Source organism: Micromonospora sp. NPDC005161, assembly GCF_053599855.1.
Genome location: NZ_JBSFYQ010000001.1, coordinates 185,241 through 201,000, shown reverse-complemented (window position 1 = coordinate 201,000; position 15,760 = coordinate 185,241). Strand labels below are relative to the sequence as shown.

At 73.1% G+C, this 15,760-nt stretch carries 13 protein-coding genes; 9 read left to right on the top strand and 4 right to left on the bottom strand.

Translation table 11 applies throughout. From position 1 onward, the window contains the following. Positions 1 to 2: 2 nt before the first annotated feature. Positions 3 to 917 (bottom strand): cyclase family protein, encoded by a 915-nt coding sequence (locus ACWD5O_RS00930; protein ID WP_450084246.1) that lies wholly within the window; start codon positions 915 to 917, stop codon positions 3 to 5. Positions 918 to 1,540: 623 nt separating this feature from the next. Between ACWD5O_RS00930 and mfd the strand changes: the two genes are divergently transcribed. From mfd to ACWD5O_RS00910, 4 genes are all read left to right on the top strand, one after another. Next, entirely contained in the window at positions 1,541 to 5,182 is a 3,642-nt protein-coding gene (mfd, locus tag ACWD5O_RS00925; protein ID WP_450004290.1) for a transcription-repair coupling factor, read from the top strand. A 127-nt stretch (positions 5,183 to 5,309) separates the two neighbouring features. After that, positions 5,310 to 6,083, top strand: coding sequence for a hypothetical protein (locus ACWD5O_RS00920; RefSeq protein ID WP_354962694.1), 774 nt, complete (start codon positions 5,310 to 5,312; stop codon positions 6,081 to 6,083). Between the two features lie 2 nt (positions 6,084 to 6,085). Then, a complete protein-coding gene (locus ACWD5O_RS00915; RefSeq protein WP_450004291.1) occupies positions 6,086 to 7,090 on the top strand; it encodes a nucleoside triphosphate pyrophosphohydrolase in 1,005 nt (334 codons plus the stop codon). A gap of 96 nt (positions 7,091 to 7,186) precedes the next feature. After that, positions 7,187 to 8,806: a DUF885 domain-containing protein gene (locus ACWD5O_RS00910; RefSeq protein ID WP_450004292.1), complete on the top strand. Its 1,620-nt coding sequence runs from the start codon at positions 7,187 to 7,189 to the stop codon at positions 8,804 to 8,806. Between the two features lie 43 nt (positions 8,807 to 8,849). Here ACWD5O_RS00910 and nudC read toward each other — a convergent pair whose 3' ends face one another. Both nudC and ACWD5O_RS00900 read right to left on the bottom strand, forming a co-directional pair. Further along, positions 8,850 to 9,692, bottom strand: a complete 843-nt coding sequence (gene nudC, locus ACWD5O_RS00905) for an NAD(+) diphosphatase (protein ID WP_450004293.1) — start codon at positions 9,690 to 9,692, stop codon at positions 8,850 to 8,852. A 20-nt stretch (positions 9,693 to 9,712) separates the two neighbouring features. Beyond that, the gene (locus ACWD5O_RS00900) at positions 9,713 to 10,405 is read right to left on the bottom strand and encodes a hypothetical protein (protein WP_450004294.1); all 693 of its coding nucleotides are present in this window, start codon (positions 10,403 to 10,405) and stop codon (positions 9,713 to 9,715) included. Between the two features lie 213 nt (positions 10,406 to 10,618). Between ACWD5O_RS00900 and eno the strand changes: the two genes are divergently transcribed. From eno to ACWD5O_RS00880, 4 genes are read left to right on the top strand one after another with little or no spacing between them, the layout of a single operon-like run. Further along, complete coding sequence (gene eno, locus ACWD5O_RS00895; protein ID WP_354962699.1) at positions 10,619 to 11,902, top strand: phosphopyruvate hydratase; 1,284 nt, start codon at positions 10,619 to 10,621, stop codon at positions 11,900 to 11,902. Between the two features lie 31 nt (positions 11,903 to 11,933). Beyond that, positions 11,934 to 12,575, top strand: a complete 642-nt coding sequence (locus ACWD5O_RS00890) for an FtsB family cell division protein (protein WP_354962943.1) — start codon at positions 11,934 to 11,936, stop codon at positions 12,573 to 12,575. 34 nt (positions 12,576 to 12,609) lie between these two features. Beyond that, positions 12,610 to 13,167, top strand: a complete 558-nt coding sequence (locus tag ACWD5O_RS00885) for a DUF501 domain-containing protein (RefSeq protein WP_354962700.1) — start codon at positions 12,610 to 12,612, stop codon at positions 13,165 to 13,167. After that, positions 13,164 to 13,706, top strand: coding sequence for an amino-acid N-acetyltransferase (locus ACWD5O_RS00880; RefSeq protein ID WP_354962701.1), 543 nt, complete (start codon positions 13,164 to 13,166; stop codon positions 13,704 to 13,706). Before ACWD5O_RS00885 ends, ACWD5O_RS00880 begins: the two co-directional genes overlap by 4 nt. Here ACWD5O_RS00880 and ACWD5O_RS00875 read toward each other — a convergent pair. Continuing rightward, positions 13,703 to 14,122 (bottom strand): alpha/beta hydrolase family esterase, encoded by a 420-nt coding sequence (locus ACWD5O_RS00875; protein ID WP_450084245.1) that lies wholly within the window; start codon positions 14,120 to 14,122, stop codon positions 13,703 to 13,705. The genes ACWD5O_RS00880 and ACWD5O_RS00875 overlap by 4 nt on opposite strands. A 567-nt stretch (positions 14,123 to 14,689) precedes the next feature. Here ACWD5O_RS00875 and ACWD5O_RS00870 point away from each other — a divergent pair. Beyond that, positions 14,690 to 15,742, top strand: a complete 1,053-nt coding sequence (locus ACWD5O_RS00870; RefSeq protein WP_450004296.1) for an ArsR/SmtB family transcription factor — start codon at positions 14,690 to 14,692, stop codon at positions 15,740 to 15,742. Positions 15,743 to 15,760 lie beyond the last annotated feature (18 nt).

Genomic DNA, 15,760 nt, shown 5'->3' with positions numbered 1-15,760 from the left:
GCTCAGCCGTCGATGATGGCGAAGGCGCGGACCGGAAAGGTGCCCATGCCGGCGACCCTCGATGGCGCCGCGGTGAACCGGAAGCCGTTCGGCGGCAGGGCGTCCAGGCCGGTCAGGTGCTCCACGATCGGGATGCCCGCGGCGAGCAGCGCGCTGTGCGCGGGGCGTTCACCGCCGGCCGCCGGGCTCATGTCGTCGATGTTGATCGAGTCGATGCCGACCAGTGCCACGCCGGCGTCCACCAGCGCCCGGGCGGCGTCCCCGGTCAGGTGCGGCGCCTCCGGCGCGCCGTACCGCTCGGTGCCGAAGTGCGCATCCCAGCCCGTGTGCAGCAACACCGCGCGCCCGGCCACCTCGTACGGGGCCAGCATCAACCGGTCCACCGCCCGTGTGCCGACCGGCACCCGGACCACCACGCCGGGCAGGTCGGCGAGCCGGTCCAGCGGCACCCCGGCCAGGTCATCGCCGTCGGTCCAGCGGTGTGCGGGGGTGTCCAGGTACGTGCCGGTGTTGGCGATCATGTCGATCCGAGCCACCCGGAACTCGGTGCCCGGCGCATAGCTCGCGCGGGACGCCGCGAACGTGAGCCAGTCGCCGATCCGCGGCCCGGGCCAGCCGGGCAGGGTGGTCATCCCGTCGCTGATCACGTGGCTCAGCTCGACCAGCCGGCGGCCGGCGCCGGTGTCGCCGACGGCGACGCCACGGCCACCCTTGTGCGGCTCCTCGATGATCGTCTTCGCGCTGATCCGGACCTCGGCGACCATCAGCAGCCCGAGATGCCGGACGAACAACGCCGCCAGGTCCTGATCGGTGATCTCTCGACCCGGGATGTCCAGCCGGAACCCCTCGGTGCGCAGCCCACCGCCGTTGGCGAAGCTCACCTCAGCATCGAACTGCGCCCGCCACTGCCCGCCCATACCAAGACCTGATCACGGCCTCCGGTCGCCGTCAAGATCGAACATCCCCGTCCGCCGGGACGGTGTGCAGTTCGGTGGGTACCGGCGGTCCGCCGGCAGGCGGTCGGCCTGACCGTGGCGGCGCCGAGCCGGGTCAGGGCCAAGGCCAGGTCGTGCACATGGCCCGCCCCGGGCAGACGCGGCAGCGGGCAGCGGGGCAGTGGGGGCAGCTGGCAGCGCGGGGTGGCGGGGGCAGCGCAGGTGGCGGGGGCAGCGCGGGCAACGGGGGATGATCCACACAACTTCAGGGAAATAGTTGTCTCCCGGCGCGCGGAGGCCACTACATCCCTGAAGTTGTGCGGATCTTGGGCGCAGGGCGCAGGGCGCAGGGCACGGGCCGCAGGGCACGGGCCGCGGAGGGGGGCACTGGCCGCGGGAGCGGGGCACGGGCCGCGGAGGGGGGCACTGGCCGCGGGAGCGGGGCACGGGCCGCGGGGGCGGGGCGGGGCGCGAGGCTTGGGGCATGGACCTGGGCGGAAGGGGGTGGCTGTCGGTGGACGGGGATAGGCTGGTTGTCGTGCACCCCCCGTCCGACCGGACGAGGGGCAGCCGTCGTGTGCGTCGACTCCCCTGGAAGTGATCACATGCTCACCGGTCTGTTTTCTGCCGCCCTGGCCGACCCCGGGCTGGCCCGGGCGCGTGACCTGGCGCGCTCCGGTGCCGCTCAGGTCGACGGCCTCGACATCACCGCTCCACCGGCGCTGCGCCCGTTCGCGGTGGCCGCCGTCGCGGCCGACCCTGACGGGCCCGGTGGCGGGGCTGGGCGGCCGGTGCTGGCGGTGACCGCCACCACCCGTGAGGCCGACGACCTGGCCGCCGCGCTGGGCGGGCTGCTGCCGGCGGAGCAGGTGGTGGTCTTCCCGTCGTGGGAGACGCTGCCGCACGAGCGGCTCTCCCCGCGTTCGGACACGGTCGGCCGGCGGCTGGCCGTGCTGCGCCGGCTGGCGCACCCGGAGTCGGCTGACGCGCACGGCAGCACGGGGCCGCTGCGGGTGGTGGTGGCCCCGGTTCGTTCGCTGCTCCAACCGCAGCTCAAAGGGCTCGGTGACCTGGAGCCGGTGCAGCTCGCCGCAGGCGAGGAGGCGGATCTGGAGGAGGTCGCCCGCCGGCTGATCGACATGGCGTACGCCCGGGTCGACCTGGTCACCAAGCGCGGCGAGTTCGCGGTGCGTGGCGGCATCCTGGACGTCTTCCCGCCGACCGACGAGCATCCTTCCCGGGTCGAGTTCTGGGGCGACGAGGTGGAGGAGATCCGCACCTTCGCCGTCGCCGACCAGCGGACCATCGAGCAGGTTCCGCTGCTCTGCGCGCCGCCCTGTCGGGAGCTGTTGCTCACGTCGCCGGTCCGTGAGCGGGCCGCCGCGCTCGCCGAGCAGCACCCGGAGCTGGCCGAGATCCTGGACAAGCTGGCCGAGGGCATCCCGGTGGAGGGGATGGAGTCGCTGGCGCCGGTGCTGGTCGGCCCGGACTCGCTGGAGCTGCTGCTGGACGCCATGCCGGCCGGCACCCACGTGCTGCTCTGCGACCCGGAGCGGATCCGCACCCGGGCGCACGACCTGGTGCGTACCTCGGAGGAGTTCCTCCAGGCCAGCTGGGCCGCCGCGGCGGTCGGCGGGCAGGCCCCGGTGGATGTCGGCGCCGCCGCCTTCCGGACCCTGGCCGAGGTGCGGGCCGCCGCCGGCAAGCTCGGCCAGCCGTGGTGGACGCTGTCCCCGTTCGGCCTAATGGAGGCGGAGACCGCCGAGACCCGGCAGCCCTGGGAGGACGCGCCGGAGCAGGCCGCGGTCACTCCGGACGACGCCATCGCGGTGACGCTCTCCGCTCAGCCGGCCCCGCTCTATCACGGTGAGACCGCGCGTGTGGTCGACGACCTCAAGCGCTGGGCCGGCGAGGGCTGGTCGATCGCGCTGGTCTTCGAGGGGCACGGTCCCGCCCAGCGGGCGGTGGAGGTGCTGCGCGACGCCGGGCTGGGCGCCCGGCTCACCGAGGAGATGCCGACAGCCCCCGCCGCCGGCGAGCTGGTGGTCACCTGCGGTGCGCTGAGCAGCGGGTTCGTCGATGAGGCGTCCCGTTTCGTGCTGCTCACCGGCAACGACGTCACCGGGGGTCGGGGCACCTCCACGCGGGACATGCGCAAGATGCCGAGCCGGCGGCGCAACACGATTGACCCGCTGGAGCTCAAGGCCGGCGACCACGTGGTGCACGAGCAGCACGGCATCGGCCGGTACGTCGAGCTGGTGCAGCGCACCGTCAACGGCGCCAGCCGGGAATACCTGGTCATCGAGTACGCGGCCAGCAAGCGCGGCCAGCCCGGCGACCGGCTCTTCGTGCCGACCGACCAGCTGGACCAGCTCTCCCGTTACGTGGGCGGCGAGCAGCCGACCCTGCACAAGATGGGCGGCTCGGACTGGCAGAAGTCCAAGGCCCGGGCGCGCAAGGCGGTCCGGGAGATCGCCGCGCAGCTGATCCAGCTCTACGCCGCCCGCAAGGCGTCCAAGGGTCACTCGTTCGGCCCGGACACGCCGTGGCAGCGGGAGCTGGAGGACGCCTTCCCCTGGCAGGAGACGCCGGATCAGCTCGCCGCGATCGACGAGGTCAAGCGGGACATGGAGCAGACCGTCCCGATGGACCGGTTGATCTGCGGTGATGTCGGCTACGGCAAGACCGAGATCGCGGTCCGGGCGGCGTTCAAGGCGGTACAGGACGGCAAGCAGGTGGCGGTGCTGGTGCCGACCACGCTGCTGGTGCAGCAGCACTACAACACGTTCGCCGAGCGGATGAGCCAGTTCCCGGTGGAGATCCGGCAGCTGTCCCGGTTCCAGACTCCGAAGGAGACCGAGCGGACGCTGGAGATGGTCGCCGACGGCACGGTCGACATCGTCATCGGCACCCACCGGCTGCTCCAGACCGCCACCCGGTTCAAGCAGCTGGGTCTGGTGGTCGTCGATGAGGAGCAGCGCTTCGGTGTCGAGCACAAGGAGCACCTGAAGACGCTGCGGGCCTCGGTCGACGTGCTGAGCATGTCGGCCACCCCGATCCCGCGCACCCTGGAGATGGCTATCACCGGCATCCGGGAGATGTCGACCATCGCCACCCCGCCGGAGGAGCGGCACCCGGTGCTCACCTTCGTGGGCGCGCAGGACGACCGGCAGGTGGCCGCGTCCATCCACCGGGAGCTGCTCCGCGACGGGCAGGTCTTCTACCTGCACAACCGGGTCGAGTCGATCGACCGGGCGGCGCGGCGGCTGCGTGAGCTCGTGCCCGAGGCGCGGGTCGCGGTGGCGCACGGCCAGATGGGCGAGGAGGCCCTGGAGAAGGTCATGGTCGGCTTCTGGGAGAAGGAGTTCGACGTGCTGGTCTGCACCACGATCGTGGAGTCCGGCATCGACATCCCGAACGCCAACACCCTGATCGTGGAGCGGGCCGACCTGCTCGGCCTGGCCCAGCTGCACCAGATCCGTGGCCGGGTCGGCCGGGGCCGGGAGCGGGCGTACGCGTACTTCCTCTACCCGCCGGAGAAGCCGCTCACCGAGCACGCCCACGAGCGGTTGGCGACCATCGCCCAGCACACCGAGCTGGGCGCCGGCATGTACGTGGCGATGAAGGACCTGGAGATCCGGGGCGCCGGCAACCTGCTCGGCGGCGAGCAGTCCGGGCACATCGAGGGTGTCGGCTTCGATCTGTACGTGCGGATGGTCGGCGAGGCGGTCTCCGCGTTCAAGGGCGAGCGGCCGGAGGAGGAGGCCGACGTCAAGATCGACCTGCCGGTCGACGCGCACCTGCCGCACGACTACGTGGGGGTGGAGCGCCTGCGGTTGGAGATGTACCGCAAGCTCGCCGAGGCGCGCGACGAGGAGCGGCTGCGCGAGGTGGTCGCCGAGATGACCGACCGGTACGGCGAGCCACCGGCCCCGGTGCAGAACCTGGTCGCGGTGGCCCGGTTCCGCCTGCTGGCCCGCCGGTACGGCTTGGCCGACGTGTCGATGCAGGGCAAGCACGTCCGGTTCGGGCCGCTGCCGCTGCCCGACTCGAAGCAGCTGCGGCTCAAGCGCTACCACCCGGACGCGGTCTACAAGCAGGCCACCGACCAGGTGAGTGTGCCCCGGCCGAGCACGCGTCGGGTCGGTGGCGAGCCGCTGCGCGACCAGGCTCTGCTGGAGTGGTGCGCCCAGCTCCTCTCCGACGTACTCGGCGCCCCGGCCGTCACGGCGGGGGCGACCGCCTGAGCCGGTGCCGCGTGCGTCGAGCGGCGGCCCGTGGCGCGGGGGCGTGTCGAGCAGGCGCACCCGGTCGCGGGTGCGCGGAGGTGGGGGGCGTCACAGCGACGTGTCCTGCCGTGAGAGAGTGACCGTCATGCGTGCTCGCCGTCTTCTCGCCGTCGCCAGCGTGGCGGTCGGCCTCGTCGTCCTCTCCGGTTGCCGTGCCGAGCCGGGTGTCGCCGCCTACGTCGGTGACTTCCGCATCACGGAGGACGCGCTCACCGCCGCGATGAGCGACCTGCGGACGAAGAACCCGACGCCGAGCGCGTCGGCGACGCCGACCACCGGCGACCAGCCTCCGGTGGAGAAGCCGCCGCTGCCCGATTCGGCGCAGGTGGCAAGCGTGCTGGTGCTGGCCAAGGTGTGCGAGCAGGTCTCCGCCGAGGAGAACTACCAGCCGCGCGGCCAGATCGCGGTCGACCAGGTCGCCCAGCAGCTCGGCCTCTCGCCGGACACCGGTTACGTGCGGCGGATGACCGAGCTCTACACCTGCCTGTCCGGGGTGCCGGTCGGCGAGTCGGTCGCGCCGACCGAGCAGGAGCTGGCCGCGGTGGTGGCGGCGGGCCGCAAGGCGGGCACGATCCCGGCCCAGGTGACCGACCAGGAGGCCGCCAGTCAGCTTGACGGCGACCAACTGCGGGGCGCGTTGGCCACCCGGAAGGCCCTGGGCGAGGCGGTCGATCGTTACGACGTCACGGTCAGCCCGCGGTACCGTCCGCTGGAGTTTCCGCTGCTCACCTTCCCTAACAACGCCCCCGCGGTGAGTGTGCCGCTGGGTGAGCCGGGCTCCGACGCGGTCACGGACATCTCCACTCCGGAGTCGGTCCCGTCGACCGAGACTCCGGAGGCCGAGGGCACGGCCAGCTGAGCATGACGGCACGGATCGTCCTGCTGGTCACCTCGCCCCGGCTGCCGGCCGGTCTGCTGACCTCCGCCGCCTGGGATGTCGTACGCCAGCATCCGGTGTTGACCGGCGCGGAGAGCGAGCTGGCCACGGCCGTGCGCCAGGCGGGCGCGGCGGTCACCGTCGTGGACGGCCCGGCGACGCAGCCGCTGCTGGACACGGTGGCGGCGCACGGCGCCGCGGTGTGGCTGGCCGGGCCGGCCGGCGACGAGTCGCTGGCCCGGGAGTTGGGCCTGCGGCTGGCGCGGGAGCCGGGGCTGGCCGAGTTGGAGCTGATGTACGGCTCGTGGGATCCGCCGGGTGCCCGGCTGCTGGACGCGGTGGCCGTGCTGGACCGCCTGGCCTCGCCGGGCGGCGACCCGTGGAAGCGGGCGCAGACGCACCGCAGCCTCGCCGGTTATCTGCTGGAGGAGAGCTACGAGGCGTACGACGCGATCAGCGCCGGCGACACGGACGCGCTGCGCGAGGAGTTGGGCGACGTGCTGCTTCAGGTGGTGCTGCACGCCCGGCTCGCCGAGGAGTTGCCCGAGGGCGAGCGGTGGAACGTCGACGACGTGGCGGGTGGCCTGGTCGACAAGATGATCCGGCGCAATCCGCACGTCTTCGCCGGCGCGGAGGCGGGCACGCTGGAGGAGATCACCGCCAACTGGGAGCGCATCAAGCGGGCCGAGAAAGCGCGCGACTCGGTGCTGGACGGCGTGGCGCTGAGCCAGCCCGCCCTCGCCCTGGCCGCGACGATCCTGGACCGAGCCGCCCGGGTCGGGCTGGCCGTCCCGCCGCCGCTGGCCGACTCCCAGGTGGACGCGGAGGCCCGACTGGGCGCGAGCCTCCTGGCCACCGTCGCGGCGGCCCGCCAGGCCGACCTGAACCCGGAGGCCGCCCTCCGCCGCACCACCCTGGCCTACGCCGAGGCGGTCCGCGCCGCCGAGCGCACCACCCCACCCACTGCACCCACTCCACCCGCCGACTGACGTTGATCAAGAGGTTTGCGTCAGCTCCAGGCCGGATCCTGACGCAAACCTCTTGATCAACACGGCTGGCCGAGGGGCGGTCGATAGGGTCGGGGGGTGGAAGCGTTTGGGGTTTTGGCGGAGCGGGTCGTCGAGGCGTTGCTGGAGACGCGGCCGGGGGTCGCGACCGCGGCGGGGGACCACCGGTTCGACGACCGGCTGCCGGATCGGTCCGCCGGGGCGATAGCCGGCGATCAGGCGATGCTCTCCGACGCGGCGAACGCACTGTCCGAACTGGACCCCGACTCGCTCGACGTCGAGGAGCAGGTGGACCACGCGCTGCTCACCTCGTTCGTGGACCGGGAGCTGTTCGAGCTGACCGAGATCCGCGCGCACGAGTGGGACCCGCTGCACCACAACCCCGGCCCGCTGCTGCATCCGCTGCTGGCCCGCCCATACGCCTCGGCCGAGGTGCGGCTGAACCACCTGGCCGGTCGGCTCGCCGCCGTACCGGACGCCCTCGCCACCGCCCGCGCGACGCTGCGGGACATGCCGCGGATCCACGCCGAGACGGCGGTCGGGCAGTTCACCGGCACGGCCGCGCTGATCCGCGACGAGCTGCCGCCCCTGCTCGCCCAGTCGCCCGGCAGCCTCGACCGGGTGGAGCCGGCGGCCACCGCGGCGATCGCCGCGCTGGAGGAGTTCGTCGCCTGGCTGCGCATCGGCCTCGCCGCCGACGGCGGCCCCGGCCGTGACCCTCGCCTGGGCCGCCGCCATTGGGAGGCCCGGCTCTGGCACACCCTCGACACCGAGCTGGGCGCCGCCGAGATCCAGCGCCGCGCCTGGGCCAACCTGGACCGGGTCACCGCGGAGATCCGCGAGGCGTCCGTCGAGCTGGTCGGCGGCCGGGCCGACGACGCGACGGTACGCCGGGCGCTGGACCTGCTCGCCGCCGAGCACCCGGACGACCGGACCATCGTCGAGCTGGCCGGGGTGACCCTGGACGAGGCGACCGACTTCGTCCGCGCGCACGATCTGGTCACGCTGGTCGACGACCGATGCGTGATCCAGGAGATGCCGGAGTTCGCCCGGGGTGTCGCGGTGGCGTACTGCGACTCGCCCGGCCCGTTGGAGACCGCGGCGCTGCCGACGTTCTACTGCATCGCACCCACGCCGGCGGACTGGCCGGCGCACCGGGTCGAGTCGTTCTACCGCGAATACAACGATCACATGATCCGCAACCTGACGGTGCACGAGGCGATGCCCGGGCACTTCCTCCAGCTCGCCCACGCCCGCCGCTACGTCGGTGGCACCCGGGTCCGGGCGCTGGCCGAGTCGGGTCCGTTCATCGAGGGCTGGGCCGTGTACGCCGAGGAGCTGATGGCCGGGCTCGGCTTCGGCGGCCTGCCGGTGCGGTTGCAGCAGCTCAAGATGCAGCTGCGGATGACCATCAACGCGCTGCTCGACCAGTTGGTGCACGCCGAGGACCTGCCCGAGGCCGAGGCGATGGCGCTGATGACCGGGCGCGGCTTCCAGGAGGAGGGCGAGGCGGCCGGCAAGTGGCGTCGGTCGCTGCTCACGTCCACCCAGCTCTCCACCTACTTTGTCGGGTACAGCGAGGTGGCCGAAATCGCCAGGGACCGCCCGCACGGGGTGTCGGTGCGTGACTGGCACGACGCGATGCTCGCCCACGACTGCCCGCCCCCGCGCCACCTGCGCTCCCTGCTCGGCGTCTGACCCGCCCCGGTCGGGGCTCGCAGGTCGGTCGCGGTCGCGCCGGTCACCGCCGTCCGGCGGTCACCGTCGCGTCGATCAGCCAGCGCGAGATGGAGTACGCGGGCGGCAGCTCCGCCGGCAGCGCGTCCAGGCCGAACCAGCGGGCCTGGGTCAGCTCGCGCCCGTCGACGACCGGCTCGGCGTGCGGGTCGGCGGCACGGGCGGTGAAGCCGGCGAGCAGCACCCCGGGGCCGGAGATCGCCCACGGCTGGCTGCCGAAGTAGGCCAGCCGGTCGACGCTGAGCCCGACCTCCTCGGCGACCTCCCGGTGCACCGCCGCCTCCAGGGTCTCACCGGCCTCGACGAAGCCGGCCACCAGTGCCCACAACCCGGTCGGCCCGGTGGCGTGCCGGACCAGCAGCAGCTCGTCGGCGCCGCCGGCCGGACCGGCCCGGGTGATCGCGACCAGCACCGCGGCGGAGAGCTGCATCGGCACGTACAGGCCGCAGCCGGGGCAGCGCCGGGCGGTCTCGCCGGGCTGGTCCGTCAGCTCGGCACGGCAGGCGCCGCACCACCGGTGGGTACGCCGCCAGGTGACCACGGCCAACGCCCGCCCGGCCAGCGTGGCGAGCGGCTCGGGCACCTCGGCGGCGAGCGACGCCCAGCCACGCGCCCGGCCGAGGATCCCGTCGGCCGTGGCCAGGTCGGTCGCCCACGCGGGCACCCCGTCGAGGGTGCCCAACGGCACCCACGGGGTCTCGGCGGGCAGATCGGCGACCCGGGCCACCGTCCCGTCGGCGGTGGTCAGCAGCTTCGCCCCGAGCACCGGCAGGGCCAGGTCGGTGGGCTCGGGCGGGCGGCCGAGGTCGGCGCCCGGCTGGAACCCGGTGCGCCGCGCGGTTGGCACGGACCCGACGGCCGGATCGGTCACGACCCGCCCGGCCGCTGGTCCACCACGCTGGCATTGGCGGGCGGGTCGAACGCGTCCTTCGCCACCGTCTCGGAGTAGCTGCTCAGCGCCAGCTCCATCGGCTTGCCGTCGACAGCCCCGGTGAAGCTGCCGAGCACGCCGTCGGTGGTCACGCAGGCCGTGAGGTCGCCGTCCGCCCGCTGCACCTCGACGCAGGTGGCGTGGTGCCCGGCGACGGTGGTGTCGCTCTGCTTGATGACCGCCTGCGGGTCGAGCGCGGCGGCGGTCAGCAGCCCGACCACCACCGGCGGGGTGACCAGACCCTGCTGGTTCGCCTCGGCGAAGAGCGCGACGGTGGGTCTGCTGCCCGGGGTGGGTGGCGTGACCAGCGTGCACGCCGTACGGCCGTCGGTCGTCGTGCACCGGGTGACGCCGTCCGGGGTGACGGTGAGTCGTCCGCCCGGGTAGCTGTACGCGGAGCGGGCCGGATCCTGGGCCTGCACGATCGCGGCGGTCTCTCCGCCGGGGAGCTGGTATTCGGCCGAGTAGGTCAGCTCCAGCGCCCGGTCGAGCCGGACGGCGAGGTCGTTGACCAGATCGGAGCGGCCCATGGCGCGTCCGGCGTCCTCGAATGTCTGACAGCCGGTGACCGTGAGCGACGCGATGACCGACACGGCGAGCATGCGGAGGGTGGTCGAGGCGGCGGGCATGGCGACCAGCCTGGTGGATGGGGTCCGCGCAGCGCAAACCCGTTGCCGGTTGAGGCCCGGAAATCCGGGAATGTCCGTCACCGTGGGGCGACTCGGGTACGCGGGCGACGCCGTGCCCGTTCCCGTGGCCCGATACGCTGCGTTCAACACCTGCCTCAGCCGCACCGTCGCGGCCCACCCACGGACCGGATCACAACAACGAGGAGCGACTCAGTGGCAACCATCGAGGGAATCGTCGCCCGGGAGATTCTCGACTCGCGGGGCAACCCGACGGTCGAGGTCGAGGTCGGCCTGGACGACGGCACGGTGGCCCGCGCCGCCGTGCCCTCCGGCGCCTCCACCGGCGCCTTCGAGGCGATCGAGCTGCGCGACGGTGACGCCGACCGCTACCAGGGCAAGGGCGTGGAGAAGGCGGTCTCCAACGTCGAAGACAAGATCGTCGACCAGATCATCGGGTACGAGGCCAGCGAGCAGCGGCTGATCGACCAGAAGATGCTCGACATCGACGGCACCGACAGCAAGTCGGAGCTGGGCGCGAACGCCATCCTCGGCGTCTCCCTCGCGGTCGCGAAGGCCGCCGCCGGCAGCGCCGAGCTGAGCCTCTTCCGCTACCTGGGCGGCCCGAACGCGCACCTCCTGCCGGTGCCGATGATGAACATCCTCAACGGTGGCGCGCACGCCGACTCCAACGTCGACATCCAGGAATTCATGATCGCGCCGATCGGCGCGCCCACCTTCCGTGAGGCGCTGCGCTCCGGCGCGGAGGTCTACCATGCGCTCAAGTCGGTGCTGAAGAAGAAGGGCCTGTCGACCGGGCTCGGCGACGAGGGTGGCTTCGCGCCGAACCTGCCGACCAACGCCGCGGCGCTGGACCTGATCGCCGAGGCGGTCGAGAAGGCCGGCTACCGGCTGGGCAGCGACATCGTGTTCGCGCTCGACGTGGCGGCCACGGAGTTCTTCGACAACGGCACCTACACCTTCGAGGGTGCCGCGAAGTCCGCCGAGGACATGAGCACCTACTACACGAAGCTGGCCGACGAGTACCCGATCGTGTCGATCGAGGACCCGCTGGCGGAGGACGACTGGAGCGGCTGGCAGACGCTGACCGCCTCGATCGGCGACCGGGTGCAGATCGTCGGTGACGACCTGTTCGTCACCAACCCGCAGCGCATCGCCCGTGGCATCGCGGAGAAGTCGGCGAACGCGGTCCTGGTCAAGGTCAACCAGATCGGTTCGCTGACCGAGACCCTGGACGCGGTGGACCTGGCCCACCGGGCCGGTTTCAAGTGCATGATGAGCCACCGTTCGGGCGAGACCGAGGACACCACCATCGCCGACCTGGCGGTGGCCACCGGCTGCGGCCAGATCAAGACCGGCGCGCCGGCCCGCTCGGACCGGGTCGCCAAGTACAACCAGCTGCTCCGGATCGAGGAGGAGCTGGCCGACGCGGCGCGCTACGCCGGCGTCGGCGCGTTCCCGCGCTACCGTTCGGCCTGAGACGCGGAAGCCTCGGGGGAGGGGTGTGACGATGCAGCAGCGCCGCACACCGGGTGGTCAGCGCCCCGCCCGCCGGCCGGGTCAGTCCGGTCGGCCGGGTGGCGGCCGCGCCACACGGGGATCGGTCCGCGAGGCAGGCGTACGCGCCGAGCCGCGCGGCACCGCTGGTCGGGCGCCGGGCGCGGCCCGGGGGGCCGAGGGGGTTCGCTCCGCGAACCGTCCGGCCGCCGCTCGGCGTACCGCCGCCGGTGGTGCCGTCAAACGGCTCGCCGCACCCCACCCCCGTCGCTTCACCGGCCGGGCCACCGTGCTGTTCGCGGTCCTGATCGCGCTCGCTCTGGCCTACACCTACCCGGTCCGGGTCTACCTGGACCAGCAGGCCGACATCGAGCGGATGGAGGCCGCCCAGGCGGCGCAGGAAGAAGAGATCGGCAAGCTCGCCGCTGAGGCCGCCAAATGGCAGGACGACGAGTACATCAAGACCCAGGCCCGGGAACGGTTCTTCATGGGCCGGCCGGGCGAGAAGATGATGGTGGTGCTCCACGACCCGGAGGGCGCTGCCCGGGACGCCGGAAAGTCGGCCGGACCGGCGGCCCCGGCCGGTCCGGTGACCTGGTACGACACGCTCTGGTCGAGCGTTCAGGCGGCGGACAGCCAGCAGCCGGGCAAGTGAACCACCGACCAGCGCACCAGGAGAGATGGGCACCGTGACTGTCGCACCACCGCCGGAGTCGGCGGCGGATTCCGTACCCCTGCCGCACCGCGAGCCGGCCACCGAGGCCGACCTGGCCGCGGTGGGCGCGCAGCTCGGCCGCCCGCCCCGTGGGACCCGGGCGGTGGCGCACCGCTGCCCGTGTGGTCTGCCGGACGTGGTGGAGACGACGCCCCGCCTCGCCGACGGCACGCCGTTCCCGACGTTGTACTACCTGACGTGCCCGCGGGCCACGGCGGCGTGCAGCCGGCTGGAATCGGGCGGGCTGATGAAGGAGATGGCCGACCGGCTGACGACGGATCCCGAGCTGGCCGCCCACTACCGGGCGGCGCACGAGGACTACCTCGCCCGTCGCGAGGCGATCGGCGAGGTGCCTGAGATCGCCGGCATCTCGGCCGGCGGCATGCCGGGCCGGGTGAAGTGCCTGCACGTGCACCTGGGGCACGCGTTGGGTGCCGGCCCCGGGGTGAACCCGTTCGGTGACGAGACGCTGGCGCTGGTCGAACCCTGGTGGACGGCCGGCCCGTGCGTGGACGTGCCGGCGGGCGAATGAGTGCGGACGCCGGGTCGTCGGCACCGGTTGCCGAGAGCCAGATTCTGGTGCGGCGGGCCCGCACCGGGGATGTTCGTGGCATCCGGCGGCTGGTCGACACGTACACCGACGACCGGCGGTTGCTGAGCAAGGCCACCGTCACCCTCTACGAGGACGTGCAGGAGTTCCGGGTGGCGGTCCGCGCCGAGGACGGCGCCGTGGTGGGCTGCGGCGCGCTGCACGTGATGTGGGAGGACCTGGCCGAGATCCGCACCGTCGCGGTGGATCCGTCCTGCCGGGGCCAGCGGATCGGGCACCGGCTGGTCGGTGAGCTGATCGACGCGGCTCGGGAGCTGGGCGTGGCCCGGATCTTCGTGCTCACCTTCGAGACCCGGTTCTTCGCCTCGTTCGGGTTCCAGGCGATCGACGGCGCGCCGGTGCCGCAGCCGGTCTATGAGCAGCTGCTGCGCTCGTACGACGAGGGTGTCGCGGAGTTCCTGGACCTGGAGCGGGTGAAGCCGAACACGCTGGGCAACACCCGGATGCTGCTGCGGCTCTAGGGGGTGGCCTTGCGGGGGTGCGCGGCGAAGAACCCCCACATCAGGTCGGTGGCCGACAGACCCGCGGTGGGTGCGGCGAGCTGACCGGTTGTCGCTCCCGGCCAGCTGTGGCCCATGCTGGCGATCGTGTAGACGCTGACCTCGCTGCCGTCCGCGCAGCCGGCCACGGTCCGGGTCACCCCCGGCACTCCGGACGCCTTCGGGCTGGGCTTGCACCGGAGTCGCTGCTGCCAGGTCCGCATGCCCGCCTGGAAGACCGATTCGTACCGGTCCTGCGCGCCGATGAAGGTGATCACCGAAACCGGTCTCTTCGGTACGTAGTCGTCGGCCGTGGTCAGGGGACCGCTGTACCCGCCGCTGACCACCCCGATCGCGGCGAACCGGCCCGCACCCTCCACCGCCGTCCGGAAACTCATGTCGGCGCCGTTCGAGATGCCGGGTGAGGAAGACCCGGGTCGGGTCCACCCGCCAGGTCTGCACCAGGTGGTCGGTGAGGGCGTTGAGGAAGCCGACGTCGTCCGCCTTGCCGCAGCAGACCAGCGCGTTGAAGCCGCCACCCTGCCCGTCGGGGTAGGCGACCAGGACGTTGTCCTTGTCGGCCTTGGCGTCCAGGCCGGTCAGCTCCCGGATGGAGGGGCCGGTTCCGGGATAGAAGTGCAGCGCGATGACCAGTGCGGGCGACCGGCTCGGGTCGTACCCGTCTGGTGCGTGCAGCAGGTAGGCGCGGTCCAGCCCGTTGTGCTTCAGGGTGAGCCGGTGATCGCCCGGCGCTGGGCGTGACGCGGAGGGTGCGGCTGGCGGGGTCGACGAGGGCTGCCCCCGCTCGCAGGCCGCGACGGCCACGATGAGGCAGAGCCCCGTCAACACTGCCATCGTCCGACGCACGCCGGCCCACCCCCCGTCGATCCCGACGTCCACACTGGAGGCGGCCGGCGTGCGGATCAACCCTTTCGGTCCTGGCCGAAGGCAGGCAGGCTGTCCCCATGCTTCGCCTCCAGCTCGGGCCGGCGGATCTGTGCCGGGTGCGGCTCGCCGACCGGCTGCACCCGGTCGGGACCGCGCTGCTGGCCGGTCAGTGGCTGCGTGATCCCACGGTCGCGGTGATGGCGCCGTCCCTGGCCGAGCAGGCAGGGGCTGTCGAGGCCTCCGGCGTCGCCCAGGCCGCCACCGCGACCCTGCGGCACCTCCTGCCCGGTCGGGGGAGCCTGCCGGATTTCGTCACACCCTTCGACGGCCTGGAGTCGGTGACGGCCGGTCTCGAGGCGATCCGGGCCACTCCGGCGCGCCGGGTCCGGGCCGAGGTCGCCGCCGCGTACGCCGATGTGGCCGCCAGCCCGCTGCGGCGACGGTTCGCGACGGCCGACCCGGAGACGCTGGACCTGTTCGGCGGGGCCGTGCGCACCTGGTTCGAGGCCGTCCTGGCACCGCACTGGCCCGATCTGCTGGCGGCGCACCGCCAGCAGGTGATCTGCGCCAGCCAGCGGTTGGCGCGGCACGGCCTGGCCAGCCTCTTCGACGGTCTGCACCCGGCGATCCGGTGGCGGGAGCCGGTGCTGGAGGTGCGGACCTGGTGGCACGGGGAGCTGACCGGCACCGGGCACGGGCTCATCCTGTTGCCCTCCCCGTTGGCTGGTCCCCGCCCCCGGGTGCTGGTCGAGCCGGGTCGGCCGATCCTGCTCGTCTACCCGGTGCCGATGCCGCGCCGGGCCGCTTCCGCGGGGGTCGACTCCCTCGGGCGGCTGCTCGGCACCACTCGGGCGCTGGTGCTCCGCCGGCTCGCGGACGACGGCGGGCTGACCACGACGGTGCTGGCCCGGGCCGTCGGGATCAGTCTCAGCTCGACGTCGGAGCACGCCAGCGCGCTGAGGTCGGCCGGGTTGATCGCCAGCGAGCGGGACGGCGGGGCCGTCCGGCACCACCTGACACCGCTCGGCGCGCACCTGCTGGTCGCCGGCTCGGAGTCGTCGGTGTCGGACCTCTCCGCGGTGTGGCCTTCGGCCGGACAACCCGCCGGGCGACCGCCTGGCCTGCCGTAGGGTTGCTGCCGTGACGAC

Excerpts from the sequence above, each read along its gene's own strand:
- ACWD5O_RS00930 (WP_450084246.1), bottom strand. The coding sequence starts at position 917 with ATGGGCGGGCAGTGGCGGGCGCAGTTCGATGCTGAGGTGAGCTTCGCC.
- mfd (WP_450004290.1), top strand. The coding sequence starts at position 1,541 with ATGCTCACCGGTCTGTTTTCTGCCGCCCTGGCCGACCCCGGGCTGGCC.
- ACWD5O_RS00920 (WP_354962694.1), top strand. The coding sequence starts at position 5,310 with ATGCGTGCTCGCCGTCTTCTCGCCGTCGCCAGCGTGGCGGTCGGCCTC.
- ACWD5O_RS00915 (WP_450004291.1), top strand. The coding sequence starts at position 6,086 with ATGACGGCACGGATCGTCCTGCTGGTCACCTCGCCCCGGCTGCCGGCC.
- ACWD5O_RS00900 (WP_450004294.1), bottom strand. The coding sequence starts at position 10,405 with ATGCCCGCCGCCTCGACCACCCTCCGCATGCTCGCCGTGTCGGTCATC.
- ACWD5O_RS00890 (WP_354962943.1), top strand. The coding sequence starts at position 11,934 with ATGCAGCAGCGCCGCACACCGGGTGGTCAGCGCCCCGCCCGCCGGCCG.
- ACWD5O_RS00880 (WP_354962701.1), top strand. The coding sequence starts at position 13,164 with ATGAGTGCGGACGCCGGGTCGTCGGCACCGGTTGCCGAGAGCCAGATT.
- ACWD5O_RS00875 (WP_450084245.1), bottom strand. The coding sequence starts at position 14,122 with ATGAGTTTCCGGACGGCGGTGGAGGGTGCGGGCCGGTTCGCCGCGATC.
- ACWD5O_RS00870 (WP_450004296.1), top strand. The coding sequence starts at position 14,690 with ATGCTTCGCCTCCAGCTCGGGCCGGCGGATCTGTGCCGGGTGCGGCTC.